The organism is Variovorax sp. 679 (assembly GCF_003952185.1).
Taxonomy (GTDB): Bacteria; Pseudomonadota; Gammaproteobacteria; order Burkholderiales; family Burkholderiaceae_C; genus Variovorax.
In genome coordinates this window covers 239162-265483 of the sequence record NZ_RXFS01000006.1, presented here as the reverse complement: position 1 = coordinate 265483, position 26322 = coordinate 239162, and the positions used below count along the sequence as shown (strand labels likewise).

Sequence of the window (26322 nt, the reverse complement as noted above, 5' to 3'; positions counted from 1 at the left end):
CCGCGGATACAGAGGCATACGCGATCCGCTCCACAGGCGGGTGGCCCGGCGAAGAATCGGCTCCGTTCAAAGACGAACGCCCGTCACTCTTCCGAAGGAACCGCCATGCGCTTTCGCTCTCCCGCCCTCTTCTTCGCCGTCGCCGTTGCGGCCTCGGCTGCAGCCATCACCATGACTTTTGCCGCGCCGTCGCCGCTCGGCGGCGACATTCCCGCGGCGGAAGCCGCTCAGGCGCCCGAATTCCAGAACATCGACAACTGGCTCAACTCACAGCCGCTCAAGCTGAGCGAGCTGCGGGGCAAGGTCGTGCTGGTCGATTTCTGGACCTACACCTGCATCAACTGCCTCAATCACCTTCCCTACGTGAAGGACTGGAACCAGAAGTACAAGGACAAGGGCCTGGTGGTCGTCGGCGTTCACACGCCGGAGTTCGCGTACGAGAAGTCGACGAAGAACGTGAAGGACGCCATCGAGCGGCTGCAGATCAGGCATGCGGTAGCGCAGGACAACAGCTACGGCACCTGGAAGGCCTTCAGGAACCAGTACTGGCCCGCCGTGTACCTGATCGACAAGCAGGGAAAGATCGTCTACTCGCACTTCGGCGAGGGCAGCTACGGGACGACCGAGAAGAAGATCCAGGCGCTGCTGGCTGAGCCTGCGCCTGCGGGGACCTGAGCCCTGACAGGAACATGCACTTCACCAAGGCAAGGCAAGGCAATCGAAATGAAGAAACTCTGGCTGGCCCTGATCTTCTTCGCAGGCGGCATCGCGCACGAGATACAGAACCCGGTGAGCTGCCAGTGCATCTCGTCCAGAAAGGAAGACGGCTCCCGCACCCGCTCGCGGAAGCCGTCGAGCTGAAGCCCCTACTTCGCCGGATGATCCCGGCGATAGAGCTCCCACTCCTCGATCTGCTTGCCATCCGGAAGCTGGCAGATGCCGTACTGCCCCTTGTCGTTCGACCGGATGAGCGTCTTGCCCCCGAGGCTCTGGCAGTAAACCGATGCCGGGTTCGCCATGCCGACGCGTGGCGGTGGCTCGGGCTGGGCGCAGGCGGCGATGAAGAAAGCACTCAGCGGCAACAGCAGGACTTTGGTCATTCCGCGAGTGTAGACCTCAGTCCAGCGCCTCCACGGCCGAAGAAAAGACGTACCCCTCGCTGCGCACCGTCTTGAGATAGCGCGGCTCGCGCGCATCGTCGCGCAGGCGCTGGCGCAGGCGGCTCACGAGCAGGTCGATGGAGCGCTCGAAGAGCTCGGCCTCGCGGCCCTGCGTGAGGCTCAGCAGCTGGTCACGGCTCAGCACCTTCTGCGGATGGTCGAGAAACACCCGCAGCAGCCGGTACTCCGCGCCGCTGAGCGCCACCATCACGCCGCTGTCGTCTATCAGGTGGCGCGCTGTGGTGTCGACCTGCCACTCGCCGAACGCCAGCTTCGAGGCCGACTCGGTCGAGCGCATGTTCGGCGGCAGCATGCGCGTGCGGCGCAGCACCGAGCGGATGCGCGCCAGCAGTTCGCGGGCGGAGAAAGGCTTGGCCAGGTAGTCGTCGGCGCCCATCTCCAGCCCGAGGATGCGGTCGGCCTCCTCGCTGCGCGCGGTGAGCATCAGGATGGGCGTGGCCTTGTACTTGCCCGTGCGCAGGTCGCGGCACAGCGTGAGGCCGTCTTCGCCCGGCAGCATCAGGTCGAGGATGATGAGATCGAACGGCCCCGATTCCTCCAGCGCCGCGCGCATGTGCCGCCCGGTGGGCACCGCGACCACGCGCAGGCCGTTCTTGACCAGGTAGGTGGTGAGCAGTTCGCGGATTTCCCTGTCGTCGTCGACGATGAGGATATGGTCTGAAGTCTTCGGAATGTTCATGGCTATGCGGTGGTCCGCCGGAGGAACGCGGTGGGTGGGTAGCCGCAATGTAGCCCGGCCCGGGGCCGGATCGGGCGGCTTTGTATGTCCGTGTATCCGGTGGGCCGGGCGACCACACTATGTTTCCTGCGCGCACTCCGGCAAGACCTGACGAAGGAGCGCCGAGGCGCGCTGGCGGGTAATGTTGTATGTCGGGCCTCGTCGCCGAACACACTGCAATACAAAGAGGCGCGCCGCATGGTGGGCCTGGGTCTATAAACCAGCCCATGCCTACATCCGCAACCCTCCCCGCGAACCTTGCCCCGGCCTCCCCCGCAGCGACAGGCCTGCGCCGGCTGCTGCCGCGCTCGCTGTTCTCCCGGGTGACGCTGATCATCGTCGTCGGGCTGGCGATTGCGCAGCTGCTGACCTTCGCGGCGATCCGCTACGAGCGCGGCGTCGCGATGCGCGAGCTGATGATGATCGGCATCGAGCGCGACATCGCCAGCTCGGTCGCCATCCTCGACCGGCTGCCCGCCGCCGAGCGCGAAGGCTGGCTCGCGCGGCTGGAGCGGCGCAACTACCACTTCGCGCTGGGCGGCAGCGCGCAGGGTGTACCGCCCGACACGCCGTTGTCGCAGCAGTTCGCCACCGCCATCACCGATGCGATGCGCCCCTTCGGGATCGTCAAGGTCGGCCAGGTGAGCAACCCGCCGCAAGGCTTGCAGATACAGGTGCGGCTGTCGGACGGCTCCTCGGTGGTCGTGCATGCGCGGCGGGTGGACATGCCCGTATCGAGCTGGGTGATGTGGCTGCTGTGGGCCCAGCTGCTGGTGCTGGCCGCGTGCGCCTGGTATGCGGTGCGGCTGGTCACGCAGCCGCTGGCTCAGCTGGCCGACGCGGCCGACGAGCTCGGCCCCGACCTTAAGGGCCAGCAGCTGGCCGAGGAAGGCCCGACGGAAGTGAAGCACGCGGCACGCGCGTTCAACGCGATGCAGAAGCGCATTGCCGGCTACATGGCCGAGCGCGTGGAGATCCTCGCCGCGATTTCGCACGACCTGCAGACGCCCATCACCCGCATGCGCCTGCGCACCGACCTGATGGACGAAGGCCAGGACCGCGACAAGTTCCGCCAGGACCTCGACGCGATGCACGCCCTGGTGCGCGAAGGCGTGACCTATGCGCGCACCCTGCACGGCGCCACCGAACCGCCACGCCGCATCGATGCCGACGCGCTGTTCGAGAGCATGGTGGCCGACTACGAGGATTCGGGCGAGCAGGTGCTGCTCGAAGGGCGGGCGGACGGGCCCATCGTGACGCGGCCGAATGCGCTGCGGCGCATCCTGACGAACCTGATCGACAACGCACTGAAGTTCGGCACCGACGTGCGGCTGCAGGTGCACGCCGCGCCCGGCGACCGGCTGACGCTGGCCGTGGTCGACAACGGGCCGGGCATTCCGCCCGACCAGCTGGAGAACGTGCTCAAGCCCTTCTACCGCGTGGAGGGTTCGCGCAACCGCAACACCGGCGGCACCGGCCTCGGCCTGGCCATCGCCCACCAGCTGGCGACGGCGATGGGCGCCGAGCTCACGCTGCGCAACCGGGCCGAAGGCGGGCTGGAGGCCCGGCTGACCATGAACACCCGCGACGCACCGCCGGGCTGAGCCGCCGCACGGCGCCCATCGCAACCAACGCCAGGCAGGAAAGCGGCTCGCACTGCGAGACCGTGAAGGCGTCGCTCGCCCTTGCCTTCGCCTCGATTCACCCACAACATCCATCGACCGGACCCGACCATGCTTCTCCTCATCGTTGCCTACCTGGGTGGCGTGCTCACCATCCTGAGCCCGTGCATCCTGCCCGTGCTCCCGTTCGTGTTCGCGCGCGCCGACCGGCCCTTCCGCTCGCACGGACTGCCGATGCTGCTGGGCATGGCGCTGGCGTTCTCGGCCATCGCCACGCTGGCGGCCGTGGGCGGTGGCTGGGTCGTGGCGCTCAACGAATACGGGCGCGGCGCGGCGATCGCGTTGCTGGCGGTGTTCGGCGTGACGCTGCTGTTTCCGTCGCTGGCGGACCGGTTGAGCCGGCCACTGGTGGCGCTCGGGCTGCGGCTGTCGGAGCCTGCTTCAGGGAAGACTTCCGCGCTCTCGCCGCTGCTGCTGGGCGTCGGCACCGGACTGCTGTGGGCGCCGTGCGCGGGCCCGATCCTCGGGCTGATCCTGACGGGTGCGGCGCTCAACGGCGCGAGCGTCGGCACATCGCTGCTGCTGCTGGCCTATGCGGCCGGCGCGTGCACCTCGCTGGCGATGGCGCTGCTCTTCAGCGGCCGACTGTTCTCGGCGATGAAGAAGTCGCTGCACACCGGCGAATGGATGCGGCGCGTGGCCGGCATCGCGGTTCTGGCGGGAGTCGGCGCCATCGCCCTGGGGCTGGACACGGGGCTGCTGAGCCGCCTTTCGGTCGGCACCACGTCGGCGCTGGAGCAGGCGCTCGTGAACAGGCTCGACGTGCCGATGCCGTCGCCGCAGCCTCTGGCGCCGGCCGATCCGGGTGGGCTTGGGCTGGTGCCGACATCGACGCCACCTCAGCCGAAGACGCCCGCGCTGGCGCTGCCGGACGAAGGCGCCTTCCCTTCGCTGGCCGGCGCCACCGAATGGATCAACTCCGCCCCGCTCACGCCCGAGAGCCTTCGCGGAAAGGTGGTACTGGTCGATTTCTGGACCTACTCCTGCATCAACTGCCTGCGCACCCTGCCCTACGTTCGCGCGTGGGCCGAGAAGTACAGGGACGCCGGGCTCGTGGTGGTCGGCGTGCATACGCCGGAATTCGCGTTCGAGAAGCTTCCTGCCAACGTGCGCCGCGCGGTAAAGGACCTGGACATCGGCTATCCCGTGGCGGTGGACAGCAACCATTCGATCTGGCGCGCCTTCGGCAACCAGTACTGGCCGGCCTTCTATGTCGTCGATGCGCAGGGACGCATCCGGCATCACCAGTTCGGCGAGGGCAAGTATGCGAAGTCGGAGCAGGTCATCCAGCAACTGCTGGCGGAAGCCGGCCGGCCAGTTGCATCGGCGGATCTGGTCGCGCCCCAGGGCCAGGGTACGCAAGCTGCAACGGCCGGGTCGCCGCCCCTGTCGGGCGAGACCTACCTGGGCTACGAGCAGGCGCACAACTTCGCCTCGCCCGGCGGCATCGCGAACGACCGTGCACGCGTCTATTCAGGAGTGTCCATGCTGCGCACCAACCAGTGGACGCTGGCCGGCGAATGGAAGGTGGAGGGCGAGCGCGCGATGCTGGTGCGCACCGGCGGGCGCATCGCCTACCGCTTCCACGCGCGTGACCTGCACCTGGTGCTCGGCCCGTCGGCCGACGGCACGCCGGTGCGCTTCAGGGTGCGGATCGACGGTGCACCGCCGCTCGCGGACCATGGCTCCGACACCGATGCGCAGGGCAACGGCACCATCGACGGACAGAGGCTCTACCAGCTCGTGCGCCAGACGGCGAGCGAGAAAGACCGGCTGTTCGAAATCGAGTTTCTCGACGCAGGCGCCCAGGCCTATGCATTCACCTTCGGCTGATTGCCGCCCCGCACGCCTCGCGGCTCAGAGCAGGCCCAGCGTCAGTGCCTTGAGCGTGGCCGCGGCGCGCGTGGTGCAGCCGAGCTTGCGGAAGATGTTCTCGAGGTGGGCGCGCACCGTGCTCGGGCTGATGCCCAGCGAGCGCGCAGCCTCCTTGTTGCTTTCGCCGAGGCTGATGCGGCCGAGCACTTCCACCTCGCGGCTGGAAAGAAGCGCGGCAGCTTCGCCGGACGGTTGTTGCGACGTCACGCCGGCCTGCGGTTGGCCGGTGAGCGCCGCGACGGCCTGCGGATCCAGCCGGCCGGCATCGCCTTCGGCGCGCAACGCTGCCAATGCCTCGGCCTGCGCCAGCGCTGGCCTGCCGGGCCGGCTCGTGCACAGGGCCACCCAGTGCGCGGCCACCGCAAGCACGCGCGCTTCAGTGTCAATGGCCGGGCCCTTCGCTCCGCGAAAGAAACCCGAACCGTCCAGGCGCTCGTCGACGAAAGAGGCAATCTCCGCTTCCGCACGCAGCGGCTCGATTCGCCGCGCCGCGCGCTCGGTCCAGTAGGGCACGAGGCGCAGTCGTTCGGCGTCGGCTTCGCTGCGCACCTGAGGCGAATCCCAGACCGCATTTGGCACCGACGCGCGGCCGATGCCGTGGATCAGCCCCGCACGGTAGATGCGCTGCTGCTGGTCGTCGCTCAGGCCCATGCCGGCGGCGCAACGCAAGGCCGCCTCGGCGACCTTGCGCGAATAGCCGGTCATCCACGGCAGCTTGAGGTCGATCACGTCGGCGATGAGTTCGAGCGGCGCGGTCGCATCCTGGAGCGCGGCGGACGGCGGCTGCGGCTCGGCGGCGGCGCCCTGCTCCAGCATGTGGAGCCAGTCCACCGCGTGTTGACGCACCGCATCGACCAGGAAGGCCGGGTAGCGCGCATCCGCACGCTCGGCGATGTAGCGCAGCGCATTGCTCAGGCCGTGCACGCGCGAGAAGATTTCCAGATCGCCCGCGATGGAGACGAGGAACACCTCGAGGGGAATGCGCGAGGCATCGAGGCCGTCCGGCTTGCCGGTCCCGTCGAAGGTTTCGAAGATGTGGCGCAGCGGCAGCTCCACGGCCGCAGGCATGCCCAGCGTGCGGGCGATGTCGCCCGAGACTTCGCAGTGGATTTCGGCGAGCGGACTGACGGAGCTGGCGAAGTCCGCGGCGGCGCGCGCCGAGGCGGTCGAGAGCATCGTGCGGCGCCCGCCCACGTCGTCGCCCAGCAGATCGGAAAACTCCGGCGCATTGGCCGTGCAGCCCGACCAGCGCAGCAACGCCACGCACACAACGTGGCTTTGCGTCGCTGCATCGCAACCGGTGACCGATGCAAGCCGCGACGCGAGCCAGCCGGTGCGCACCGAATGGTCGATGGGCTGGCCCATGCTGAGATCGCCGACGAAGGCAAGGGCACGGATGGCGTCGAAGACCCGGATGGGAGAGGAAGGCTGCACTGGAATCGATGTACGCGGAAAAACAGACGAGCCGCCCGCGGCGCGCGATGCACCGTGGTGCGGCTCGCGGCACCTTACTTGGATTGGCGCACTGCGTCCAGGATCACCTCGGCCACCTTGGCCGGCTGCGACTGCTGCGGCACGTGGCTGGCGTTCAGCCGCGTGAGATGCGCGCCGATCTTCTTCGCCATGTCGAGCTGCAGCGCCGGCTGGATCATGTGGTCGGCGCTGGTGGCCAGATACCACGAGGGCTTGGTCTTCCAGGCTGCCACCGTCAGCTTCTGCTCGAAGGACTTGCCGAGGATCGGGCCCTGCGTCGCGGTCATCACCGCGGTGGCGGAGGTCGGCAGGTCTTGCGCGAAGTGCTTCGTCATGCCCTCTTTCGTGAGCGAGAGATAGCCGGAAGCATCGGGCACGATGTGCGCGAAGCCGGGCGCGGGCGGGTAATCCTTGCCGAGCTCGGCGGTGTTCTGTCCGGCATCGGGCGCGAAGGCCGCTATGTAGACCAGCGACGCGACCTTGTCGTTGTTGCCCGCCTCGGTGATGACCGAGCCGCCCCACGAGTGGCCGACCAGCACGACCTTGCCCGGCTGCGCGTCGATGGCGCGCTTGGCGGCGGCCACGTCGTCCTCGAGCGAACTCAGCGGGTTCTGCACGGCCACCACATGCAGGCCCTTGGCCTGGAGCAGCGGAATCACCTTGGCCCAGTCGGAGCCATCGGCAAAGGCGCCGTGGACGATCACGACGCTGGGTCTGGAAGCAGAGTTCGACGCGGCGGGCGTTGCCGCGACAGCGGAGAACGAGAAGCCGATGGCGACGGCAGCAGCGGCGGCGAGCTTGAAGCGTTGGATGGTTTTCATGAGGCAGGATCTCTTACGGGAGTGGAGTGATTGGGAAGCCCGTACTGTCCGCTCCGGAGCCCGGAGCCGCCATTGGATGAATGTCCGATGGCCGCCCGGTGGCCGCGTCGACGGCGAGATCGACCGTCTTTTTCTAGAAGTGCTGGGTTGCGAGCAGCACGGCTCCGGCGATGGAAATGGCGCCGCCCACGAGTCTTCTGAATACCTTCATGGCGTTCCCCTTTTATGGTGGTGGTAACGCTTCATGGTGCCGCAGGGCGGCGTTTGCGTGGTTTGGGAATCCTCATCCGCGAGATAGAAAACCCCAACCCGGGCAGCGCGGCTAGCTGCGCTGCGGCTGCTTCTTCGACAACACGTCCTGCGAGGAAAGCCTCTCCCTCGCGAACTGGCTGGCCCGCAGCCGCACGCGTTGCAGCGCGGCTTCCAGCGTGGGCTGCTGCATGAAGACGAGCACTCCCCGCTTCAGCCCGCACAGGTTCAGCTCGGCGACGCCCGCATAGCGGCCGCTGCTGGTCTGCTTGATGTCGATGCGGCTGGACCAGCCATCAGGCAGGTCGACGAGAAGTTGCATTTGTTGTGCGGCGCTCATGATGGGCACCGAGGATAGGACCGGGGCCACAGCAACCAAAGGAATTAATTCCCAAGTATTCAGAATTCTTCGGATTGGTCATCAAAAAGCCTTCGACGCGAGCTTCATCCTCAATGTCTCCCAGATTGGTCGCGATCATCGGCTTGCCCGCCTCCCTCCGGCGGGCTCCTCCCTCCGACCCCATGCGAGAACGGGGTCCTTCAGCTCGCCTTAGTGCGAGCTTTTTTTTGGGCGGCACCAGCCGGGCGGATGCCGGGGCGATCGATGAAAGTGCCCTTCCCTCTTCACCGCGTTGCGCGCAGATCGTGGCTGCGGGGCTGTCGTTCCTGGACCGGCTACAAACGATGCTCCCGTGAGCGCACGCCACGCCCTTCTCTTCTACAGCGAAGATCGACCATGAGAACCCGCCCCAAGAAAAGAGACAGCGACTCTTTTTTCCTCCGCCTGCTTTTCGGCAGCTCCGCGGAAGTCACGAATGACGACGTGGCCTACTTCCGCAGGTATCCCGATCAGATCGACGAGATCACCGCGCCGATCGCCATCCACAGGGTCTTCCTCTGGGCCTGCGCTGCCCTGGGCAGCGTGCTGGTCGCCGTATCCAAGGTGTTGAAGTACTCTGCCCTGTCGTCCTTCCTCTCGGACGGTGTCAAGGAGTTCACGGTCGACATCGTCTACGAGAGCGGCGTGGCCCTGATCGGCGCCGCCCTGACGGCCTACATCCTGGGGATCGTTCTCAACAAGCAGCAGGAGAATGCGGCAGCCTGGCGCACGGAACTCCGTCGAAGGATCGGTTTGCCCGTGCCACCCGAGGATCGATGAACGAAAGAGATCCTGTCGCTCGCGCGCCGCTGCCGCGAAGACTCCGCGTACCCCGACAACAACGCACATGCCATGCTGCGGCAGAATCCGGCCGGGACCGGACCGCCATCGATCGCCACGCCGGCAGTTGGTCGCAGTGATTCAAACTCAAAGGCACGCGCAGGCGGGCGCTTTCACAGGGAGCACACATGACGAGTACTTCGGGCTTTCACAGAGCCTTGGTTGGCGGATGCCTCTTGCTGGCGGCTTTGGCTGCTTTCGCGCAGCCAAGGCCGCAACCGCAGCAGAGCGTTCTGGATCTGAGCTACAGGATTGGAAGGCCTACTTTCCCGGCGGCTGCCTATCGCAACATAGGCGTTTCGGAATTCAGGTCGATGGTGAGCAGCGCCTTCCAGAAGTCAGGCTTCTCTTTCGTCGCCGTGAACGCGCAGAAAGACAAGTCGACGGTCTTCGAGTTCAGGTTCGATGCCGATCCGAAGACTCGACCGGCTCCGATGGTTCTTGTGTCTGCCGACGAGTTGCTTGATGGCAGGAAGAAGTGCAATCCATGTTTCCTGAGGTTTGCCGAAATCAGGAATGCGCAAGATATCAAGGCGCTGCCGTGGATGGCCCAGTACGACCTGAGCGCGCGACTCGTCCCGGCGATCGACAACGCATACGCGACGATCGAGTCCGTGGGGCGCGAGCATCTCGACCCCTCGTTCGGATTCAACTACAGGCGGCAATGGGCAGGCGAGCAGGATCTGTTCGGCAATTCCTTTGTCGGCATCGGTCTGCCCGTCCTCAAGGAAGGCATCGTCCGCGCCTATCGGAATGCCGGCTTCGTACCCATTGAAGGCGATGTCCCGGCGCAGGCCCCCGAGCTGGTCCTGGCCTTCAGCTTTCCCCTGGATCCAGCCAAGGAAGGTGGCGTGGTCTACAAGGTGAAGATCCGCAGCCAGTACGACGCGAACGGGCACTGCCACCCATGCGAGACCACCGAAGAGTACAACCCGTACCAGCCGCTTCCCCCTGCAGGCTTGTCCGGCGTGCTGAGCCGAGCGACCCTCGAGTCAAGGTTTACGGCCGCCCGGAGTGCGGCGTACGACAACATGCGGACCGAGCTCGAGCGCCATCTGCGGCCTCGGTCCGTGTTCTCGGTTCCACCCAAACCAGCCCCTCTCGGATCTCCGCCGCCCCCGCCTACTCCGCCCGTCGTGACATGACGGCGCACGCGCAGACTGCGTCGGGGAGCGCCACGAATCCTGCGATGCGCCAGGAGCAATGGTTCATCTTCGGCAACCTGTTCGCGGCGCTCTCGGCCGGAGCGCTCGCATCGTGGTCCACGCCCATGATGCTGGCCGTCCTCTATGTCGACATATGGCTGCTGGCCAATCCGCACATCGTGGCGACCTACACGCGCATCGGCGCGATGCCGTCGCGCAAACGCCTGCGCTGGGTTCTGATCGTTGTCGCCCCCATCCTGGTGCTGGCGGGCCTGGCGGTCGTTGCGCTCGCATATGAAGCGGCCGGACTGTTCGCCCTGTATTTCGTGCTTCAGACCTTCCATGTGGCTCGCCAAAGCTACGGTATTGCCAGACGCCACGACCGTCGGCTTCAGGTGCCCTGCCGCGGCCTGCCCTATCTGCTGATCTATCTGCTCCCTGCATGGGGATACCTGCACCGCAGTGCGCAGGCACCCGACAGCTTCCTGGGCTATCCCATCTGGCTGCCTCCCGTTCCTCAGGAACTGGCCTTCGCGGCAGGCATCGCGGCCGTCGCCGGCTCACTGTGCTGGTTTGCATGCCTGGGGTACGCCAGGGGCGCGCAGCAGGCGGATGGGCCCTTCAACAGCTTCGTGCTGTCCCACTTGATCGTTTCACTGGTTGGCTATGTCTGGATCAGCGACATCACCGTGGGCTGGCTCGTGGTCAATGTCTGGCACAACATCCAGTACCTGGTGTTCGTCTATCGCCAACGGCAGCCCGGAACCGCGACGGGCAGGGACTGCGAAGAGCCGGACAGTCCTTCGACGCACCGCAAGTCGCTGGTCGAGATGCTGAGGCCACCGGCGACCTTCTTCCTCACATGTGCCATCTGCGGAGCCCTTATCTACGCGGCCGCCAGCCGCGTCGGGGAAAGCCTTCTCTGGCTCGGGCTCCCGACGATTCTCATTGCGCACTTCACCCTGAACTTTCATCACTATCTGGCGGACGGCCTGATCTGGAAGCGCCGTCGCACCGGCAGGCCCGACGGCATCTCGTAGCGCTGATGCAGGCGAAGGCAAAGCCTCGGACGGGCCGGGAACGCTGGCGGACGAAAGGGGAGTGACCACGGGAGTTCCTCAAGCCGCTCACAGGCGTGTGAAACCGATCTAAAGATGGGCTGGACCCCACATGGATATTCGCCGTTTGACATCGCGGCATAAGGCCGTACCCCCTTTTGTACCAGAGTAGGCCATTTTTCGATCCTTCGCCTTGAGTGGCTGCTTTGGAGAATGACCAGCAACGGCGATGGGGGCAGGCCAATCAGAGTGCTCGCACGGGAGCGGCTGCGTTCGATCTGAACACCGAAGATTCGATCCTCCAGACGAATGGCAATGCCTGGCGCCCTCGCCTAGCCGAACAACATGGACACCACGACGGCGAACAGCAGCCCAACGTACACCCTGGCGTGCACATGGTCGGGAATCCGTCCGATGAATGGTGACGCCACACGTATCCCGACATACGAGCCGACGACCAGGGCAAGGAACGCGCGCAGGTCCACATAGCCCATATACCCGCTGCCCTGGGACGCCATCCCACCCCAGGAAAGCACCGCGTAGGTCGCAGTCCCCGCCAGGGCGACGGGAAGCGACAGCGGACTGGCCATGGCCGTCGCGCCGGTCATGCTCACTCCTCTGCGGCGGAGCAAGGGCACCGTCATCACGCTGCCGCCCACGCCGAGCAAGGCCGCGACCCAGCCGATGACAACCCCCATCAATGCCGTCTGCGTCCGGGCAGGCTGGGGCCCTTGAGTCGGCCGCGAGAGAAAGCCGGGGCGAAGCCAGCAATCCATGATCGTCAGGGTGACGTAGACGATGAAGGCCCAGCGCAGCCAACTTCCCTGCACTGCCGCGGCAGTCGCCGCACCGAGCGCGCTTCCGATAGCGATGGAGATGACCAGCGGCTTGATGACCGTCCAGTCCAGCGAGCCCGCGCGCTGGTGTTTCGCCGTTGCCATCGCCGACCCGAAGATCATCACGCACGTCGAGGTCGCGACCGCGATCTGCATCGCATGGGATGCGACCGGTGTTCCTGTTCCGCGCATATGCGTCAGCGCCTGGTAGAGCAACGGAACGATGACGAAGCCGCCGCCGAAACCGAAGAGCACCGTGGTCACGCCCGCAAGCGCGCCGCAGGCGGCGAGCCAGAAATAAAGTTCCATCGCAATCCGTCCTTCAAGACCAGGGAGGTTACGGCGCCACCTCCTGACCCGCTTTCGGAACCTGGACAAGAATGTTCGCGTTTCAGCCAACCATGGATCCCGATGAGAAACGTACCCCTAGGCAGCGTCGATGCGATCGGGCGCGATGCGCTGGCCATCGGCACCGACTATGCGCACGGCACGCTCCTGGAGATGCACCAGCATCGGCGGGCACAGTTCCTCTATGGCGCCACGGGCCTCATGGAGGTGGGCACGGACGACGGCGCATGGGTCGTGCCGCCGCACTGCGGAGTCTGGATACCGGCGGGCAAGCCGCACCGCGTGCGCATGGTGGGCGTCAGCACGCGCAGCCTCTACATCGAACCCGATGCGGCGCCTCGCGGTGGATCGCGTTGCGAAGTGCTGCTCGTCCCCCCACTGCTGCGGCAGCTGCTGCTCGAGGCGACGGACGTGCCGGCGCTCTATGACGAAAACGGCAGGGACGGACTGCTCGTGCGCCTCGCGCTCGCGGAGATCGCGCGTGCCGCCACGCTGCCGATCTTCGCGCCGCTGCCCGACGACAGCGCGCTTCATGCGCTGTGCGTGGAGTTCCTCTACGCGCCCGACATCCGCGCGACCGCTGGCGACTGGGCGACGACGCTGCACCGCAGCGAACGCACATTCACGCGGTTCTTCCGCGCCGAGACGGGCATGGCCTTCGGCGAATGGCGCCAGCATGCCTGCCTGATATCGGCGCTTTCCAGGCTGGCCGAAGGACAGGCGGTCACCGCCGTGGCACTCGGGCTCGGCTATGACAGCCCCGGCGCGTTCTCGACGATGTTTCGCCGCCGCCTGGGCTTCAGTCCGTCCGAGATCGCACGTCCAGTGTCCGGCTAGCGTATGAGGCCTTCGGCGTGCGACGAGCGTGTGCTCGGCGTGACGGAGGAGTTGGTCGACTTCGCGCTGCTCACGCACGACTGCACGAATCACCTAGACGACAACGAGCGCCCGTCGGGGTGCATTCAGGATGCCGTCGATTTCTGGCTCGACCACACAACAGCTTTCAGCTGAACACGCTTTCGAGATCCACCTCTTCGGCACTGTCGTCCAGCTTCAGGCTCTGCTCGATGTGATCGAGGTGATGCAGCATCAGCTTCTCGGCGCGCTGGGCGTCGCCGCGGTTCACGGCGGCGACGATTTCCTCGTGCTCGTCGGCGCGACAGCTGGTGGCCGTGGGCGCGTCATAGAGCGAGATGATCAGACAAGTCAGCACCGACAGCTCGCGCATCGAGCGCGCCAGCGCCGAGTTGCCGGCCAGCTCGGCCAGCAGCACATGGAACTCGCCCGACAACCGCACGATGGCGCGCTTGTCTTCGCGGCGGCGTGCGTCGGCCTCGAGCTCGATGTGGCGTTGCAGGCGCTGCTTCTTGGTGTCGTCGAGCGTGCGTATCAGCCGGCGCAGCACGCCAGGTTCGATCAGGCGGCGCGCCTCGAACACGTCTTGCGCCTGCTCGATGGTCGGCTTGGCCACGAAGGCGCCGCGCTGCGGCACCAGCTCCACGATCTGCTCGTGCGCCAGCCGGGCCAGCACTTCACGCACCTTGGCGCGGCTGGTCGCGAAGATCGTGGCCAGCCGGTCTTCGCCCAGCTTCGTGCCCGGCGCGAGACGGTGTTCCAGGATGGCGGCCGATATCTTCTCGGCGATCTCGTCGACGCTGTGTTCGCGGGCAGGGGTGGCACCGGTCGTGCCGGTGGCGCCAGTCGCGCCGTTCGCGCTGGTCTTGCGGGCTGGGGCTTTGGTGGGCATCGGCGCTGATTCTATCGGCGCCCCCTCCAGGCTGCAGAGCGTCACGGGGCCCGCGACCTCAGCCTGGCGCGCGGGCGCCGTCGCGTGCAAGCAGCCGCGCCAGGGCCTCGGGCAGCCCGTGGTTCGGCTTGATCGGCGGCGGCGCAAAACTGCCCAGACGCGCCGGTGCAGGTGCCAGCGACACGAGCGTCTGCGCATGGCACACGGCGCTCGACACGCCGTCGACCACGGGCACCGGAATGCGGTCCTTGATGGAGCGCGCCAGGCCTGCCAGCGGCGCGCCGGCAATGATGATCACGTCCGCGCCGTCGTCCTCGATGGCCGACATGCACAGGGCCTCCAGGCGCTGGCCGTGGTCGTCCTGCACGTGGCCGATGTCCTTGAGCGGACCGTCCAGGCTGCGGATGCTCGCCAGCCGGTCGCTGAGGCCGTTGGCCTGCACGCACTCGCGGTACCACGCCGTGATGCGCCGCGAGATCGCGACGATCGAGAAGCGCTTGCCCAGCAAGCACGCGCTCATGAGCGCGGCTTCGGTGAGGCCGACCACGGGAATATCGAGCGCCTCGCGCAGGCCGTCGATGCCGGGGTCACCGAAGGCCGCGACCACGATGGCGTCGTGCCGCGTGTGGTGCTCGGCCGCAAGCGTGGCGGCGGCGTACGCGCCGATCAGCGATTCGAAGCGGGTCTCGATGTAGGCCACGCCGAAGGGCGCCGTGAGCACCTCGATGTGCGTGTCGCTCGCGGCCGCGCGCCGGGCCTCGGCCGCGATCAGGTCGGAGACGCTTTGCGAGGTGTTGGGGTTGATGAGCAGCAGGTTCATGGCGATGGCTCCGGGTTCAGGACGGTCGGCGGCTGGGCAGCAAGGTGGGCTCGCCCCGGCGCAGGAATTCTCCGCGTCCGGCGCGCGGATGGAAACGTTCGCCGTCCCACACGACCTCGCCGCGCGCCAGCGTCAGCGCCGGCCAGGCCTTCACCTCGATGCCCTCGTAGGGCGTGTAGTCGACGTCGTGGTGCAGGTCGGCGTTGCGGATGGCGCGCGGCGTGGTGCCCCAGATCACGAGGTCGGCATCGGCGCCCACGGCAATCGTGCCCTTGCGCGGGTGCAGCCCGTAGGCCTTGGCGGGGTTGGTGGAAGTCAGCTCGACGAACTTGTTGATGGTGATGCGCCCGTCAAGCACGCCGTGCGAAAACAAGAGCGGCAGCCGCGTCTCGATACCGGGAATGCCGTTCGGGATGTGGCGGAACGCCACCTCTTCGCCGCCGGGCTTCTTGCCCTCGGGCGCGTCGTAGCGGAACGGCGCATGGTCCGACGAGAAGATCGTGAACAGCCCGTCGGACAGTCCGTTCCAGATCACCTGCTGGTTCTCGCGGTTGCGCGGCGGCGGGCTGCAGACGCAGCGCGCGCCCTGATAGCTGTCGTCGATGCCCAAGTCCTCGGCGGTCAGGAACAGGTACTGCGGACAGGTTTCCGCGAACACGCTCAGGCCGTGCGCGCGTGCCCAACGGATCTGCTCGACGGCTTCGCGCCCGGAGACGTGCACGATCATGATCGGCACGTCGACCAGCTCCGACAGCGCGATGGCGCGGTGCGTCGCCTCGCGCTCGACCAGCATCGGCCGCGAGTGCGCATGAAAGCGCGGCGCGGTACGCCCGCTGGCTTCGAGCCGCTTGGTCAGCCACTCGATGCAGTCGGCGTTCTCGGCGTGGATCATGGCCATCGCGCCCTGTTCCCTCGCCACCGCCAGCACGTCGAGGATCTGGCCGTCGTCGAGCTTCAGATCGTCGTAGGTCATGTAGATCTTGAAGGAGGTGTAGCCCTCGGCGATCAGCTGCGGCAACTCGTGCTTCAGCACCTCCTCGGTCGGATCGCTCACGATCAGGTGGAAGGCGTGGTCGACGTGGGCGCGGCCCTCGGCGCGCTGGTGGTAGTCCTGCACGGCGGCGCGCAACGACTGGCCCTTCTGCTGCGCCGCGAACGGGATCACGGTGGTGGTGCCACCGCAGGCCGCGGCGCGTGTGCCCGTGTCGAAGTCGTCGGCCATGCGCACGGGCGGCTCCATCGGCTGGTCGAGGTGGCAGTGGGCGTCGACGCCGCCCGGCGTCACATAGCGGCCGGCGGCGTCGATCTCCTGCCGACCGGGCGGCAGGCCGAGGCCGAGCTGCACGATGCGGCCGTCGCGGATGCCGATGTCCGAATCGAAGGTGTCGCTGGCGGTGGCAACGCGGGCGTTACGCACCACGAGATCGAGGTCGCGGAAGGTCATGGTCTTTCTTTGCTTTTCTGTCTGTGTCGGGGGGTTGCGAACGTTCAGGCGGTCCCGTCGAACAGCCGGCCCCAACCCTTCACGGCGCCCGGCGCGACGCCGACGGTCTTCAGCGCGCGCCAGACCACGGTGGCCACCGAGTCGTAGATCGGGATGCCGAGCTCGCGCTCCATCTCCTCGACCAGCTGCGCGCCGCTCAGATTCGTGCACATGATCGTGATGGCATCCGGGCGCTGCTGCGCCACCTCGCGCAGCATGCGGCGCAGCGTGTCGGGCTCGACCTCGCTGAACGAGAAGTTCACCGTCAGGTCCAGATGGCGCTCGGCCACGCAGTCGATGCCGATGCCCGCGTAGTTGGCGACGATGCGCCGCTGCACGTCCTCGACGTAGGGCGACACCAGCCCCAGCGTGCGCGCGCCCTGCGTGGCCAGCAGTTCGTTGAGCGCCAGCACCGAGGTGGTCGCCGGGATGCCGGTGGCCTCGGTGATGCGCGCGCACAGCGCCTGGTCTTTCTCGAAGCCGAGCCAGCTGGCCGAGGTGCCGCTCCAGCAGATGGTGTCGACGCGCGCGTCGGCCAGCATCCGCGCGGCCTCGAGGATCTTGCTGTCGTCGAACTGGTTCAGCGAGGCGTCTCGCATCGAGATCTCAGTGACGGTGAAGCGCGAGAAATGCGCCGAGACGCCGGGCACGGCCGCGACCATCGCGCTGGTCAGCGGTTCGAGCGCGGTGTTGGAGGAAGGCGTCAGCACGCCGATGAGTTTTCGTTGCGTCATGGTCATCAGAGTCGGGGGGTGTCGGTCGGATCGGCCGGCGCGCCCGGCTTGCCCTGATGGTGTGCGGCCAGGTCGAGCTCGCGCGCCAGGGCCTTGCGGCGCGCGGGCGTCGGGCTCGCATGCGAGGCGTTGTCGAGCGCGGGCAGCACGAAGTCGTTGACCATGCGCCGGATCGCCAGCACGTTCTTCGACTCGCGCAGGCCGCCCTCGATGGGCAGCATGCTGGTCATGACGACCACCGCGTTGCGCTGTGGCAGCGCCACGATGAACTGGCCTTTGAAGCCCATGGCATGCACCTCGGGCTCGGTGGCGACGATGTCGTTGATCCACCAGTACTGCCCGTACCACGGCGCGGACGACGGCGCGGTCATGGTCCGCATCCAGGCCTGCGACGTGATCTGCCGGTCGTTCCAACGCCCGCCGGAGAGCACCAGCATGCCGAGCTTGGCCATGTCGACGGCGCGCAGCCGCAGGCCCCAGCCGGAGGACACGAGCCCCTGGGCGTCGGCGCGCTCCCAGGCGTAGTGCGTCATGCCCATCGGCTTGAAGATCTTCTGCTCGGCGAAGGCCTGCAGCGGCATGCCGGCGTCGGCGCCGAGCGTGGCGCTGGCCAGGATCGGGTTGACGTCGGTGTAGTCGAAGGCCTCGCCCGGCGGGCGCCGGGGCGTGGTCTGGGCGGCGAGCTTCAGGCGGTCGGGCGCGCCGTAGTAGATCGGGTCGTCGGTCGGCTTGAAGTCGTAGAACAGGCCGGTCGACATCGACATCACGTGCTTCAGCTCGATGGCCTGCTTGTCGGCCAGCGCGTCCTTCAGGTCGGGGCGCGCCTTCGCGAGGATGGGCGCCACCTTCTCGTCCAGCCGCGTGCGGCCTTCGTCGATGAGCACGCCGGCCGCCAGCGCGGTGACGTTCTTGGTGATCGAGTACAGCTCGTAGTTGTGGTCGCGCGTGAGCCCCTGGCTGTAGCGCTCGAACACCAGCTTGCCGTCCTTGACCACGAGGAAGCTGCGCACGTCGAGGTTGTCCTTGCGGATCCACTGCGACAGCCGCACCAGCGGCTGCGAGTCGACGCCCACGGCCTCGGGCAGCGCGACGGGAAGGCCGGGCTCGGCAGGCTGGGCCTGGGCCGCACCGGCGAAGGCCAGGTGCAGCGCGAGCGCACCGGACGCCAGACGAAGGCGGGAAACAGACATGGGAAGGTCTCCTTCGGTTCGCTGGCGTGGGTCAGACCGGCAGCTTCTTGCTGTAGTCGATCAGCATCGTCGAGCAGACGAACAGGCCTGCACCGGCGGCCGTGAACAGCATCAGCGCCATGAAGTACGAGCCGGTCGCCTGCACGATGAGGCCGACCACGATCGGCACGCCGATGCCCGCCACGTTGCCCCCCAGATTCATGGTGCCGCCCAGGAAGCCGACCCGGGCGCGCGTGCCGAGGATCGACGGCACACACCAGAACAATCCACACCAGCGCAGGAAGAACAGCGTGACCGACAGCAGCACCACCACCGCGACCGGGTCCGTGATCCGCGTCACCATGAAGATGGCGATGGTCGCGATGATCGACGAGATGCCGAACAGCGTGCGCAGCACCTTGCTCTGCGACGCGCCGGCCGCCATCCACTTGTCGGCCAGCCAGCCGCCGAACATTTCGCCGACGAAGCCCGAGAAGAACATGATGAACACCGCGCCGCCCATCTGCTTGATGTCGAAGCCGTGCACCTTCGACAGGTAGTTGGGCATCCAGGTGAGCAGGCCGTAGAACAGCGCGTTGAAGCACATCCAGCCGAAGAACATGCCCCACACCGAGCGGTAGCGGAAGAAGTCGAGCACGCGGCCGCTGGCATTGGCCGATTCCTTGGCGGCGTCGGCGGCATGGCTGGCCTCGATGTAGCGCGCCTCGGCCTCGTTCACGTCGGGATGCTGGCGCGGATGGTTGCGGATGTAGCGCCAGGCGAAGTAGCCGGCGATGACGGTGCCAACGCCGGCGATCACGAAGGCCAGGCGCCACGAGCCGAGCACGGCGATCAGCGCCGAGATCAGGATCGCGCCCAGCGCCGCGCCCAGGGGCGCGCCGCCGTCGAGCAGGGTGGCGCCGCGCCCGCGTTCGGTCTGCGTCATCCAGATGCCGTTGAGCTTGCCGCCCGCCGGGTAGATCGGCGCCTCGGCCGCGCCCAGGCCCAGCCGCGTCAGCAGCAGCGGCACCCAGCCGGTGCAGGCCGCGGCGATGGCTTGAAAGAAGCCCCAGCCCACAGTGGCGCCGGCGATGACGACGCGCGGGCCGAAGCGGTCGGCCAGCATGCCGCCCGGGATCTGCATCAGCGCATAGGTCCAGAAGAACGAGCTCAGCAGCAAGCCCTGCACGGCCGGGCCGATGTCGAATTCCTTGGCGATCAGCGGCATGGCCACCGAGAGCGAAGCCCGGTCGATGTAGTTGATCGAGATCAGGAACAACATCATCAGGAAGATCTTCCAGCGCACCTTGGTGGGCTGGAGGGCGGCGTCGGGCGCTGCGGCGGTCGCCTTGGCGCCGTCCGTCATGGTGTTTTGCATCGGTTTGTCTCCTTGCAGTGGCACGGATGCCAGCTTGCAAGGAAACGACCCGGCACGCTGGCGAACTTTGCAGTCGCGGGTCGGGCTGGTCCGGTCCAGTGCACCACCGAGGCTGTGGGGCGGAATTTAGGCTTTGTCGAAATCAACGTCAACAACAATGTTGACAATCTTGTCGACGATAATGGAAAGCACCTAGGCCGCCGCCCCTTCCGGGGGGATCACGAGGCGTCGGCGGCAGGTGTTTGCGCAAAGTACGCCATCGCCGCCAGCACCCCGCTGCCGGCCACCGGTACGCCCGCCAGCTTGAAACCCATCTCGATGCCGGTCAATGCGGCCATCAGCGTCAGGTCGTTGCAGTCGCCCAGGTGGCCGATGCGGAACATGCGGCCCCGCAGCTTGCCCAGCCCCGCGCCCAGCGAGAGGTCGAAGCGCTGGTGGATGAGGCGGCGCAGCGCGTCGGCATCGACGCCCTGCGGCGTGATGACGCCGGTCAGCACGGGCGAGTGCACGCGCTCGTCGGCGCACTGAGTCGGCAGGCCCCAGGCCTGCACGGCGGCGCGCACACCCCGGCCCCAGCGCTGGTGGCGCGCGAAGATCACGGGCAGGCCCTGTTCGAGCACCATGTCCAGCGCCTCGCTGAGGCCGTACAGCAGGTTCGTGCTCGGCGTGTAGGGCCAGTAGCCGCCCTGGTTCATCTCGATGATCTCGTCCCAGGCCCAGAAGGCCTTGGGCAGGCGCGCCGTCTTCGCCACCTCGAGCGCCTTGGGCGACACGGCGTTGAAGCTGATGCCCGGCGGCAGCATGAGGCCCTTCTGCGAGCCGCTGACGGTGACGTCCACGCCCCATTCGTCGTGCCGGTAGTCGGCGCTCGCCAGGCCCGAGATGGTGTCGACCATCAGCAGCGCCGGGTGGCCCGCCGCATCGATCGCGCGGCGCACCGCGGCGATGTCGGAGGTGACGCCGGTCGAGGTCTCGTTGTGCACCACGCACACGGCCTTGATGTGGTGCGTGGTGTCCTGGCGCAGGCGCTGCTCGATGAGGTCGGCCTGCACGCCATGGCGCCAGCTGCGCGGCAGGCCGGTCTCGTCGGTGCCTTCGAGCGCGAGGAACTCGGGCTCCAGGCCGAGCCGGCGCGCCATCTTCTGCCACAGCGTCGCGAAGTGGCCGGTCTCGAACATCAGCACGTGGTCGCCCGGGCTCATCACGTTGACCAGCGCCGCCTCCCACGCGCCGGTGCCCGACGCGGGATAGACGACGACCGGGTGCCGGGTCTGGAACACCTGCTGCAGCCCGCCGATGACCTTCTTGCCCAGCGTGGCGAACTCGGGCCCGCGGTGGTCGATGGTCGGCAGGCTGATGGCCCGCAGGATGCGGTCGGGCACGGGGCTGGGGCCCGGAATCTGCAGGAAGTGGCGGCCGCTGGGGTGGTTGTCGAGCGCGATCATGGGGGGTTGTCTCCGTTCTGGATGGGTGGTGGAAAGTGCTAGAGCTGCACCGACGCGTGGCCGATGCCCGGGAATTCGGTGGTGACGAGCTCGCCCTCGCCCGCTTCGAGAATGCCGACCCAGGTGCCGGTCGTGACCACGGTGCCGGCCGCGACGGTCTCGCCGTGGCGCGTGGCATGGCGCAGCCACGCGGGCAGCAGCCATGCGGGGTCGCCGAGCGAATGCGTGCCGCGGCGCACCACGCTCGCCCGCGCGCCGATGCGCACCTCGCAGGCCTGCGCGGCCCAGTCGCGGGCGACGAACGGCACCCACGCGCCCAGCACCAGCGCGCCGTGCGATTGCAGGTCGGCCAGCTTGCACAGCGCGGGCGCGTCGAGGGCCTCCTGCCAGCGGGAATCGACGATCTCGATCGAGACCGTCATCGCATCGACAAGCGCGCGTGCGCTGTCGACGTCGAGCGTCGCCGCCGACGCCGCATCGACGTCGCGCCCGATGCGCAGCGCGATCTCGGCCTCGATGCCGCGAATGTGGAACGGCCAGTCGCCGGCCGTGGCTGGGCTGGTCCAGACGCCGCGCGGCGGCAGCGGCGCATGTGTCAGCACGGCATCGCGCGACGGGCCGCCGGCCTTCCAGTACCGGGGCGGCGCCGCACCGAACCAGCCGAGCGCCTGCGCCACCTGCTGCTGCACGGCATAGGCCTCGTCGGCCCGCGCGAGCCCTCCGGCCACGCCGGCCGCCGGGCACGCGACATGCGCGCCGCGCGCACGCACCAGCGCCTGCGCGACCGCGTCGATCGTTGAATGGGACATATCGGGTTCCTCCAGTGATCCCAGGAAAGACATTCAGAAGCGCGCGTGCAACGGCGCGAGCCCCTTCACTTCCGCCCGCACGGCCGTGCCCTGCGAGGCGAACAACATGCCGGTGCATGAACCGGTCGTCACGACCTGGCCGGCCCGCAGGCCGGCGCCCCGGGCCGCGGCTTCGTTGGCCAGCCACACGAGCAGCGCACCGACATCGGGGTGCGTGTGCTCCCCGACCGTGTGGGCGACGACCTGCGCGTCGAAATGCATCACGACCTCGGTGTGCGCGAGGTCGAGCCACGCACGCTCGAAAGGCGCGGGCTCGCCGAGCACCAGGCCGCCGTGGCACAGCAGGTCGGCCAGCAGCGCCGAGGGGCTGGCGTCGAGCCAGTCGACCAGCCGGGTCTCCGCCACCTCGATCACGGGCAGCACCGCGTCGATGGCATCGGCCACCTCGTCGCGCGTGTAGGGCAACCCACGCGGCGGCAAGTCGGTGCCGAGGCGGAACGCGAGTTCGGCCTCGACGCCGCGCAGATGCCATGCAGCGCCGACCAGCGACGCGCCGCCGGGCACCAGCCCCTCGGCCGGCAGCGGCGCGCACACGGGCTCGCGGCCCGGCGCACTCGCGCCGACCTTCCAGCCACCGATCGGGCCGAGCGCCGCCAGCGTCGCATCCTGGATGGCGTAGGCGGCGCGCCGGTCGTGCGACGGCAGCAGCGAGGACATCACGCGCCGCCCGTCGCGCCGCGCGCGGCACAGCGCCTGCGCGGCCTCGGCCGGCGCGAGCTGCGCCACCACGGCCTCGGCCAGCGTCACAACGCGGGGAAGCGCCGCCACGGATGGGCCTGTTCGAACGAGCGCGCGAGCGCGAGCAAGGCGTCGTCCGCGCCTTCGCGTGCCACGAGTTGCACGCCGACCGGCAGCGGCCCCGCAAAGCCGCACGGCAGCGCGATGGCGGGCAGGCCCACGGCGTTCGCAAAGCCGGCGAACACCGCATGGCCGCGCGGGCCGACCTCGCGCCCGTCGATGCGTGTGGGATGCGTCTCGCTGGCGGGCCAGGGCAACGCGGCGGCGGCGGGCGTGAGCAGGAAGTCGTAGCGGTCGAACAGCTGCGCCAGCGTGTTGCGCAGCCGCTCGGCTTCGTACAGCAACTCGAACAGCTCGCTCGCGCTGGCCTTGCGGCCGTTCTCGGCGTTCGCCTGCATCGCGGGGCCGAACAGCGATGCGTCGAAGGGCCGGCTCGACAGCTCCTGCGGATGCGCCACCAGCCAGGCCAGGCCGACCTGCGCCAGCAGCGGCCAGCGCTGGTTGACCGCTTCGGCCATGCCGAAGTCCTGCGCTGTCGTCACCTCGTGGCCGAGTTCGGCCATGTGGCGCGCAGCCGCTTCAGTGAGCGCCGCGATCTGCGGATCGACCGGGTGATCGCCGAAGCGCGGAATGAAGAGGATGCGCGCGCGCTGCGGGCCCGCGCCCTCCTCCACCGGCCGGTCGCCGATCACCTGCATCACCGCCGCCACGTCGGCCACGCTGCGCGCGATCGGGCCCGCGACCTCGAAGCCCAGGAAGATCGGCGGCAGCCCGTCGCCGCGCGGTACGCGGGCGCGCGAGGGCTTGAAGCCCACGAGGTTGGTGTGCGAGGCCGGCCGGCGGATGGAGCCGCCGCCGTCGGTACCCAGCGCGATGGGGCAGCCGCCCGCGGCCACCAGCGCCACCGCGCCGCCCGACGAGCCGCCGGGCGTGAGCCTCGGGTCCCATGGGTTGCCGGTGGGGCCGAACACCAGGTTGTCGGTGTAGCCCTGCATCGTGAACTCGGGCACGTTGGTCTTGCCGAAGATCACCGCCCCCGCCGCGCGCAGCTTCGCTACCGGCAACTCATCGCGCCCGGCCACCGCGCCGGCCAGCGCGCGGCTGCCCCAGTGTGTCGGCAGGCCCCGGACCTGCAGGTTGTCCTTGATGGTGACGGGCACGCCGTCGAGCGCGCCCAGCGCCCGGCCGCTGCGCCAGCGCGCGGTGCTCTGTTCGGCCGCGTGCGCAGCGCCTTCGCTGTCGAGCGTGATGAGCGCGTTCAGGCGCGGGTTCACCTCGGCGCTGCGCTGCAGGCACGCATACAGCGCGTCGGTCGGCGTGAAGGCTCCCTCGCGAAAACCGGCCGCAAGCTGCGCTGCATCGCGTTGCCAGAGCGGTGTCTTGCTGTTCATTTAGGTGGACCTCACATGTGCGCCGGCAGCCAGGTCACCAGCTGCGGCACGGCCATCAGCAGCAGCGTGAACAGGATCATGATCAGCGCGTAAGGCAAGGCACCCCAGATCGCGTCCTGGATGCCGCCCTTGTCGGGACGGATGCCGTGCACCACGAACAGATTCATGCCCACGGGCGGCGTGATCAGGCCCAGCTCGCACATGAGCACGATGAAGATGCCGAACCAGATCGGATCGACGCCCACCGCAACCGCGATCGGGTAGGTGATCGGGATCGTCGCGACCTGCATAGAGAGCACGTCCATGAACATGCCCAAAATCAAGTAGAACACGATGAGCGCCAGGATCAGGCCGGTGGCCGACAGCCCCTGGCTCGCGACCCATTTCGTCATCGACTCGGCCACGCCCGTGAGGCTCACCGTCAGGTTGAGGATGAAAGCCGCCACAACGATCAACAGGATCATGCCGCTCACACGCGCCGTCGATATGAAGCAGTTGCGCAGCAACTCCCAGTTGAGCTTGCCCGCGTGCCAGACGAAACCCAACGCCGCGATCACGCCGAGCGCCGCGCTCTCGGCCGCCGTGGCGATGCCGAAGTACAGGCTGCCCATCACGATGCCGAACACCACCGCCGGAGGCACCAGGTGCACCAGCACGCGCAGCCGTTCGGCCACCGGCACCTTGGGCTCGCGCATCGCATTGCCGCTCGCCAGGCTCGAAATGGCGATCCAGACCATGAAGCACAGCGTGAGCAGCAGGCCCGGGATGATGCCGGCGACGAAGAGCTTGCCGATCGAATTGTTGGTGAGCGAGCCGTACACGATCATGTTCACACTCGGCGGGATCAGGATGCCCAGCGTGCCGCCGGCGGCCAGGCTGCCCAGCGACGCGCGCATCGGATAGCCGCGCCGCTGCAGCGAAGGCAGCGCTACCGTGCCGACCGTGGCGGCGGTGGCCACCGACGAGCCGGAGGTGGCCGCGAACAGCGCGCAGCTGCCGATGTTCGTGTGCAGCAGTCCGCCCGGCAGGCGGCCCAGCCAGGCCGACAGCGCGATGTACATGCGATCGGCAATGCCCGAGCGCAGCAGCAGCTCGCCGAGCAGCACGAACAGCGGCACCGAGGTCAGCAGGCTCTCGTTCTGCACGCCCCACACGACCGGCGCGATGGAGTCCATGAACGGCGCGCCGTAGGCGGCGATGCCGCCGATGATGCCGATGGCAGCCATCGACACCGCGATCGGCATGCCGGCCAGCATCAGTGCAAGCATCGCGAGGAATGCGAATCCGATCAGGGCGATGTTCATCGTGCAGCTCCTTCGGCGTGCTGCCGTGCCTTGAGGTCGTCGAGTTCTTCCTTCAGCTCTTCTTTCGCACTCTTCGGCTGGAAGTCGCTGTTGAGCCTGGGGGTGTCGCCGTTCAGCAGCAGCCGCGTTGCACGCCATGCCAGCGCGCAGGCCACCAACGCGAAGATCACCAGGCCTGCGTACCACACGCCTTGCGGAATGATGAGCGGCGTGGCCCATGGCGTTTGCGCGGTGCTGCGGTAGGCCGTCGTGTCCTGGATCACCTTGAACGCCACCCATACGATGAACAGGGCGAACACGGCCAGCGAGACGATCGAGATCCAGTTCAGCAGGGCTCGCACGCGCGGCGGAAACTTCTCATGGAACACGTCCACGCGGATGTGGTTGCGCCCCAGCAGCGCCAGGCTAAAGGCCAGCGTCGAGCCGACCGCGAGCGCGTAACCGCCCAGTTCGTCGGCGCCTTGCAGCGAGACATTGAACAGCTTGCGCGAGATCGTCTCGATGGCGACGACAAAGGCGAGCCCCAGGAAGATCGCACCGAAGGCCGTGGCCAGCACGGTCTCCATGCGTGCCCTGAAGCCAGCGCGCGTGGCGTGCCCGGCGGAGGCCGCCGCGGCAGGTTGCCGTTCGCGGGTCATG

At 67.8% G+C, this 26322-nt stretch carries 27 protein-coding genes; 9 read left to right on the top strand and 18 right to left on the bottom strand.

The genetic code is table 11. The annotated features are described in order from the left end of the window. Positions 1–105 precede the first annotated feature (105 nt). Entirely contained in the window at positions 106–675 is a 570-nt protein-coding gene (locus EJO71_RS17110) for a thioredoxin family protein (protein WP_125949883.1), read from the top strand. Positions 676–723: 48 nt separating this feature from the next. Beyond that, the gene (locus EJO71_RS34365) at positions 724–861 is read left to right on the top strand and encodes a hypothetical protein (RefSeq protein ID WP_164546844.1); all 138 of its coding nucleotides are present in this window, start codon (positions 724–726) and stop codon (positions 859–861) included. Between the two features lie 5 nt (positions 862–866). Here the strand turns inward: EJO71_RS34365 and EJO71_RS17105 are convergent, their stop codons facing one another. Together EJO71_RS17105 and EJO71_RS17100 are read right to left on the bottom strand one after the other, a co-directional pair. Further along, entirely contained in the window at positions 867–1100 is a 234-nt protein-coding gene (locus EJO71_RS17105; RefSeq protein ID WP_125949884.1) for a DUF333 domain-containing protein, read from the bottom strand. Positions 1101–1116: 16 nt separating this feature from the next. After that, positions 1117–1860, bottom strand: coding sequence for a response regulator (locus tag EJO71_RS17100; RefSeq protein ID WP_125949885.1), 744 nt, complete (start codon positions 1858–1860; stop codon positions 1117–1119). A 266-nt stretch (positions 1861–2126) separates the two neighbouring features. On the opposite strand from EJO71_RS17100, the gene EJO71_RS17095 reads away from it, so the two are divergent. Beyond that, positions 2127–3503 carry an ATP-binding protein gene (locus EJO71_RS17095; RefSeq protein ID WP_125949886.1) on the top strand — a complete coding sequence of 459 codons (1377 nt, stop codon included), beginning with the start codon at positions 2127–2129 and terminating at the stop codon, positions 3501–3503. A 129-nt stretch (positions 3504–3632) separates the two neighbouring features. Beyond that, positions 3633–5414 carry a cytochrome c biogenesis protein DipZ gene (locus EJO71_RS17090; RefSeq protein WP_125949887.1) on the top strand — a complete coding sequence of 594 codons (1782 nt, stop codon included), beginning with the start codon at positions 3633–3635 and terminating at the stop codon, positions 5412–5414. Between the two features lie 24 nt (positions 5415–5438). On the opposite strand, the gene EJO71_RS17085 is transcribed toward EJO71_RS17090, so the two are convergent. The 3 genes from EJO71_RS17085 to EJO71_RS17075 form a co-directional block, all read right to left on the bottom strand. Continuing rightward, positions 5439–6890, bottom strand: a complete 1452-nt coding sequence (locus EJO71_RS17085; RefSeq protein ID WP_125949888.1) for an HD domain-containing phosphohydrolase — start codon at positions 6888–6890, stop codon at positions 5439–5441. A gap of 74 nt (positions 6891–6964) precedes the next feature. Continuing rightward, entirely contained in the window at positions 6965–7750 is a 786-nt protein-coding gene (locus tag EJO71_RS17080) for an alpha/beta hydrolase (protein ID WP_125949889.1), read from the bottom strand. Positions 7751–8072: 322 nt separating this feature from the next. Further along, positions 8073–8321 carry a hypothetical protein gene (locus tag EJO71_RS17075; RefSeq protein WP_240651427.1) on the bottom strand — a complete coding sequence of 83 codons (249 nt, stop codon included), beginning with the start codon at positions 8319–8321 and terminating at the stop codon, positions 8073–8075. A 414-nt stretch (positions 8322–8735) separates the two neighbouring features. Here EJO71_RS17075 and EJO71_RS17070 point away from each other — a divergent pair, with 414 nt between their 5' ends. From EJO71_RS17070 to EJO71_RS17060, 3 genes are all read left to right on the top strand, one after another. Next, positions 8736–9158: a hypothetical protein gene (locus EJO71_RS17070; protein WP_125949891.1), complete on the top strand. Its 423-nt coding sequence runs from the start codon at positions 8736–8738 to the stop codon at positions 9156–9158. Between the two features lie 188 nt (positions 9159–9346). Further along, the gene (locus EJO71_RS17065) at positions 9347–10363 is read left to right on the top strand and encodes a hypothetical protein (protein ID WP_240651428.1); all 1017 of its coding nucleotides are present in this window, start codon (positions 9347–9349) and stop codon (positions 10361–10363) included. Between the two features lie 44 nt (positions 10364–10407). Next, positions 10408–11403 carry a hypothetical protein gene (locus EJO71_RS17060; RefSeq protein ID WP_240651429.1) on the top strand — a complete coding sequence of 332 codons (996 nt, stop codon included), beginning with the start codon at positions 10408–10410 and terminating at the stop codon, positions 11401–11403. Between the two features lie 350 nt (positions 11404–11753). Here the strand turns inward: EJO71_RS17060 and EJO71_RS17055 are convergent, their stop codons facing one another. Next, positions 11754–12566, bottom strand: a complete 813-nt coding sequence (locus tag EJO71_RS17055; protein WP_125949893.1) for a sulfite exporter TauE/SafE family protein — start codon at positions 12564–12566, stop codon at positions 11754–11756. A 102-nt stretch (positions 12567–12668) separates the two neighbouring features. Here EJO71_RS17055 and EJO71_RS17050 point away from each other — a divergent pair, with 102 nt between their 5' ends. Together EJO71_RS17050 and EJO71_RS34360 are read left to right on the top strand one after the other, a co-directional pair. Next, positions 12669–13442, top strand: coding sequence for a helix-turn-helix transcriptional regulator (locus tag EJO71_RS17050; RefSeq protein ID WP_125949894.1), 774 nt, complete (start codon positions 12669–12671; stop codon positions 13440–13442). A 3-nt stretch (positions 13443–13445) separates the two neighbouring features. Next, complete coding sequence (locus EJO71_RS34360) at positions 13446–13616, top strand: hypothetical protein (RefSeq protein ID WP_164546845.1); 171 nt, start codon at positions 13446–13448, stop codon at positions 13614–13616. Here the strand turns inward: EJO71_RS34360 and EJO71_RS17045 are convergent. The 12 genes from EJO71_RS17045 to EJO71_RS16990 form a co-directional block, all read right to left on the bottom strand. After that, on the bottom strand, positions 13609–14352 hold the full coding sequence (locus EJO71_RS17045) for a GntR family transcriptional regulator (RefSeq protein ID WP_125949895.1): 744 nt from the start codon (positions 14350–14352) through the stop codon (positions 13609–13611). The two genes, EJO71_RS34360 and EJO71_RS17045, sit on opposite strands and share 8 nt — an antisense overlap. A 58-nt stretch (positions 14353–14410) precedes the next feature. Further along, a complete protein-coding gene (locus EJO71_RS17040; protein ID WP_125949896.1) occupies positions 14411–15172 on the bottom strand; it encodes an aspartate/glutamate racemase family protein in 762 nt (253 codons plus the stop codon). A gap of 16 nt (positions 15173–15188) precedes the next feature. After that, the gene (gene hydA, locus EJO71_RS17035) at positions 15189–16616 is read right to left on the bottom strand and encodes a dihydropyrimidinase (RefSeq protein WP_125949897.1); all 1428 of its coding nucleotides are present in this window, start codon (positions 16614–16616) and stop codon (positions 15189–15191) included. Positions 16617–16660: 44 nt separating this feature from the next. After that, positions 16661–17389 carry an aspartate/glutamate racemase family protein gene (locus EJO71_RS17030; protein WP_125949898.1) on the bottom strand — a complete coding sequence of 243 codons (729 nt, stop codon included), beginning with the start codon at positions 17387–17389 and terminating at the stop codon, positions 16661–16663. Between the two features lie 5 nt (positions 17390–17394). Further along, positions 17395–18579 (bottom strand): serine hydrolase, encoded by a 1185-nt coding sequence (locus EJO71_RS17025; RefSeq protein ID WP_125949899.1) that lies wholly within the window; start codon positions 18577–18579, stop codon positions 17395–17397. Positions 18580–18610: 31 nt separating this feature from the next. Beyond that, entirely contained in the window at positions 18611–19924 is a 1314-nt protein-coding gene (locus EJO71_RS17020; RefSeq protein WP_095747614.1) for an MFS transporter, read from the bottom strand. Positions 19925–20154: 230 nt separating this feature from the next. Next, positions 20155–21381: an aminotransferase class V-fold PLP-dependent enzyme gene (locus EJO71_RS17015; protein ID WP_125949900.1), complete on the bottom strand. Its 1227-nt coding sequence runs from the start codon at positions 21379–21381 to the stop codon at positions 20155–20157. Between the two features lie 38 nt (positions 21382–21419). Then, on the bottom strand, positions 21420–22190 hold the full coding sequence (locus tag EJO71_RS17010) for a fumarylacetoacetate hydrolase family protein (RefSeq protein WP_125949901.1): 771 nt from the start codon (positions 22188–22190) through the stop codon (positions 21420–21422). A gap of 33 nt (positions 22191–22223) precedes the next feature. Further along, the gene (locus EJO71_RS17005; RefSeq protein WP_240651430.1) at positions 22224–23018 is read right to left on the bottom strand and encodes a fumarylacetoacetate hydrolase family protein; all 795 of its coding nucleotides are present in this window, start codon (positions 23016–23018) and stop codon (positions 22224–22226) included. After that, the gene (locus tag EJO71_RS17000) at positions 22994–24379 is read right to left on the bottom strand and encodes an amidase (RefSeq protein WP_125949902.1); all 1386 of its coding nucleotides are present in this window, start codon (positions 24377–24379) and stop codon (positions 22994–22996) included. Before EJO71_RS17000 ends, EJO71_RS17005 begins: the two co-directional genes overlap by 25 nt. An 11-nt stretch (positions 24380–24390) precedes the next feature. Further along, positions 24391–25683 (bottom strand): TRAP transporter large permease, encoded by a 1293-nt coding sequence (locus EJO71_RS16995; protein ID WP_125949903.1) that lies wholly within the window; start codon positions 25681–25683, stop codon positions 24391–24393. Beyond that, positions 25680–26321, bottom strand: a complete 642-nt coding sequence (locus tag EJO71_RS16990) for a TRAP transporter small permease (protein ID WP_125949904.1) — start codon at positions 26319–26321, stop codon at positions 25680–25682. Before EJO71_RS16990 ends, EJO71_RS16995 begins: the two co-directional genes overlap by 4 nt. Between the last annotated feature and the right edge of the window lies 1 nt (position 26322).

Excerpts from the sequence above, each read along its gene's own strand:
- EJO71_RS17110 (WP_125949883.1), top strand. The coding sequence starts at position 106 with ATGCGCTTTCGCTCTCCCGCCCTCTTCTTCGCCGTCGCCGTTGCGGCC.
- EJO71_RS34365 (WP_164546844.1), top strand. The coding sequence starts at position 724 with ATGAAGAAACTCTGGCTGGCCCTGATCTTCTTCGCAGGCGGCATCGCG.
- EJO71_RS17105 (WP_125949884.1), bottom strand. The coding sequence starts at position 1,100 with ATGACCAAAGTCCTGCTGTTGCCGCTGAGTGCTTTCTTCATCGCCGCC.
- EJO71_RS17100 (WP_125949885.1), bottom strand. The coding sequence starts at position 1,860 with ATGAACATTCCGAAGACTTCAGACCATATCCTCATCGTCGACGACGAC.
- EJO71_RS17095 (WP_125949886.1), top strand. The coding sequence starts at position 2,127 with ATGCCTACATCCGCAACCCTCCCCGCGAACCTTGCCCCGGCCTCCCCC.
- EJO71_RS17090 (WP_125949887.1), top strand. The coding sequence starts at position 3,633 with ATGCTTCTCCTCATCGTTGCCTACCTGGGTGGCGTGCTCACCATCCTG.
- EJO71_RS17080 (WP_125949889.1), bottom strand. The coding sequence starts at position 7,750 with ATGAAAACCATCCAACGCTTCAAGCTCGCCGCCGCTGCTGCCGTCGCC.
- EJO71_RS17075 (WP_240651427.1), bottom strand. The coding sequence starts at position 8,321 with ATGCAACTTCTCGTCGACCTGCCTGATGGCTGGTCCAGCCGCATCGAC.
- EJO71_RS17070 (WP_125949891.1), top strand. The coding sequence starts at position 8,736 with ATGAGAACCCGCCCCAAGAAAAGAGACAGCGACTCTTTTTTCCTCCGC.
- EJO71_RS17065 (WP_240651428.1), top strand. The coding sequence starts at position 9,347 with ATGACGAGTACTTCGGGCTTTCACAGAGCCTTGGTTGGCGGATGCCTC.
- EJO71_RS17060 (WP_240651429.1), top strand. The coding sequence starts at position 10,408 with ATGCGCCAGGAGCAATGGTTCATCTTCGGCAACCTGTTCGCGGCGCTC.
- EJO71_RS17055 (WP_125949893.1), bottom strand. The coding sequence starts at position 12,566 with ATGGAACTTTATTTCTGGCTCGCCGCCTGCGGCGCGCTTGCGGGCGTG.
- EJO71_RS17050 (WP_125949894.1), top strand. The coding sequence starts at position 12,669 with ATGAGAAACGTACCCCTAGGCAGCGTCGATGCGATCGGGCGCGATGCG.
- EJO71_RS34360 (WP_164546845.1), top strand. The coding sequence starts at position 13,446 with ATGAGGCCTTCGGCGTGCGACGAGCGTGTGCTCGGCGTGACGGAGGAG.
- EJO71_RS17045 (WP_125949895.1), bottom strand. The coding sequence starts at position 14,352 with ATGCCCACCAAAGCCCCAGCCCGCAAGACCAGCGCGAACGGCGCGACT.
- EJO71_RS17040 (WP_125949896.1), bottom strand. The coding sequence starts at position 15,172 with ATGAACCTGCTGCTCATCAACCCCAACACCTCGCAAAGCGTCTCCGAC.
- hydA (WP_125949897.1), bottom strand. The coding sequence starts at position 16,616 with ATGACCTTCCGCGACCTCGATCTCGTGGTGCGTAACGCCCGCGTTGCC.
- EJO71_RS17030 (WP_125949898.1), bottom strand. The coding sequence starts at position 17,389 with ATGACGCAACGAAAACTCATCGGCGTGCTGACGCCTTCCTCCAACACC.
- EJO71_RS17025 (WP_125949899.1), bottom strand. The coding sequence starts at position 18,579 with ATGTCTGTTTCCCGCCTTCGTCTGGCGTCCGGTGCGCTCGCGCTGCAC.
- EJO71_RS17020 (WP_095747614.1), bottom strand. The coding sequence starts at position 19,924 with ATGACGGACGGCGCCAAGGCGACCGCCGCAGCGCCCGACGCCGCCCTC.
- EJO71_RS17015 (WP_125949900.1), bottom strand. The coding sequence starts at position 21,381 with ATGATCGCGCTCGACAACCACCCCAGCGGCCGCCACTTCCTGCAGATT.
- EJO71_RS17010 (WP_125949901.1), bottom strand. The coding sequence starts at position 22,190 with ATGTCCCATTCAACGATCGACGCGGTCGCGCAGGCGCTGGTGCGTGCG.
- EJO71_RS17000 (WP_125949902.1), bottom strand. The coding sequence starts at position 24,379 with ATGAACAGCAAGACACCGCTCTGGCAACGCGATGCAGCGCAGCTTGCG.
- EJO71_RS16995 (WP_125949903.1), bottom strand. The coding sequence starts at position 25,683 with ATGAACATCGCCCTGATCGGATTCGCATTCCTCGCGATGCTTGCACTG.
- EJO71_RS16990 (WP_125949904.1), bottom strand. The coding sequence starts at position 26,321 with ATGACCCGCGAACGGCAACCTGCCGCGGCGGCCTCCGCCGGGCACGCC.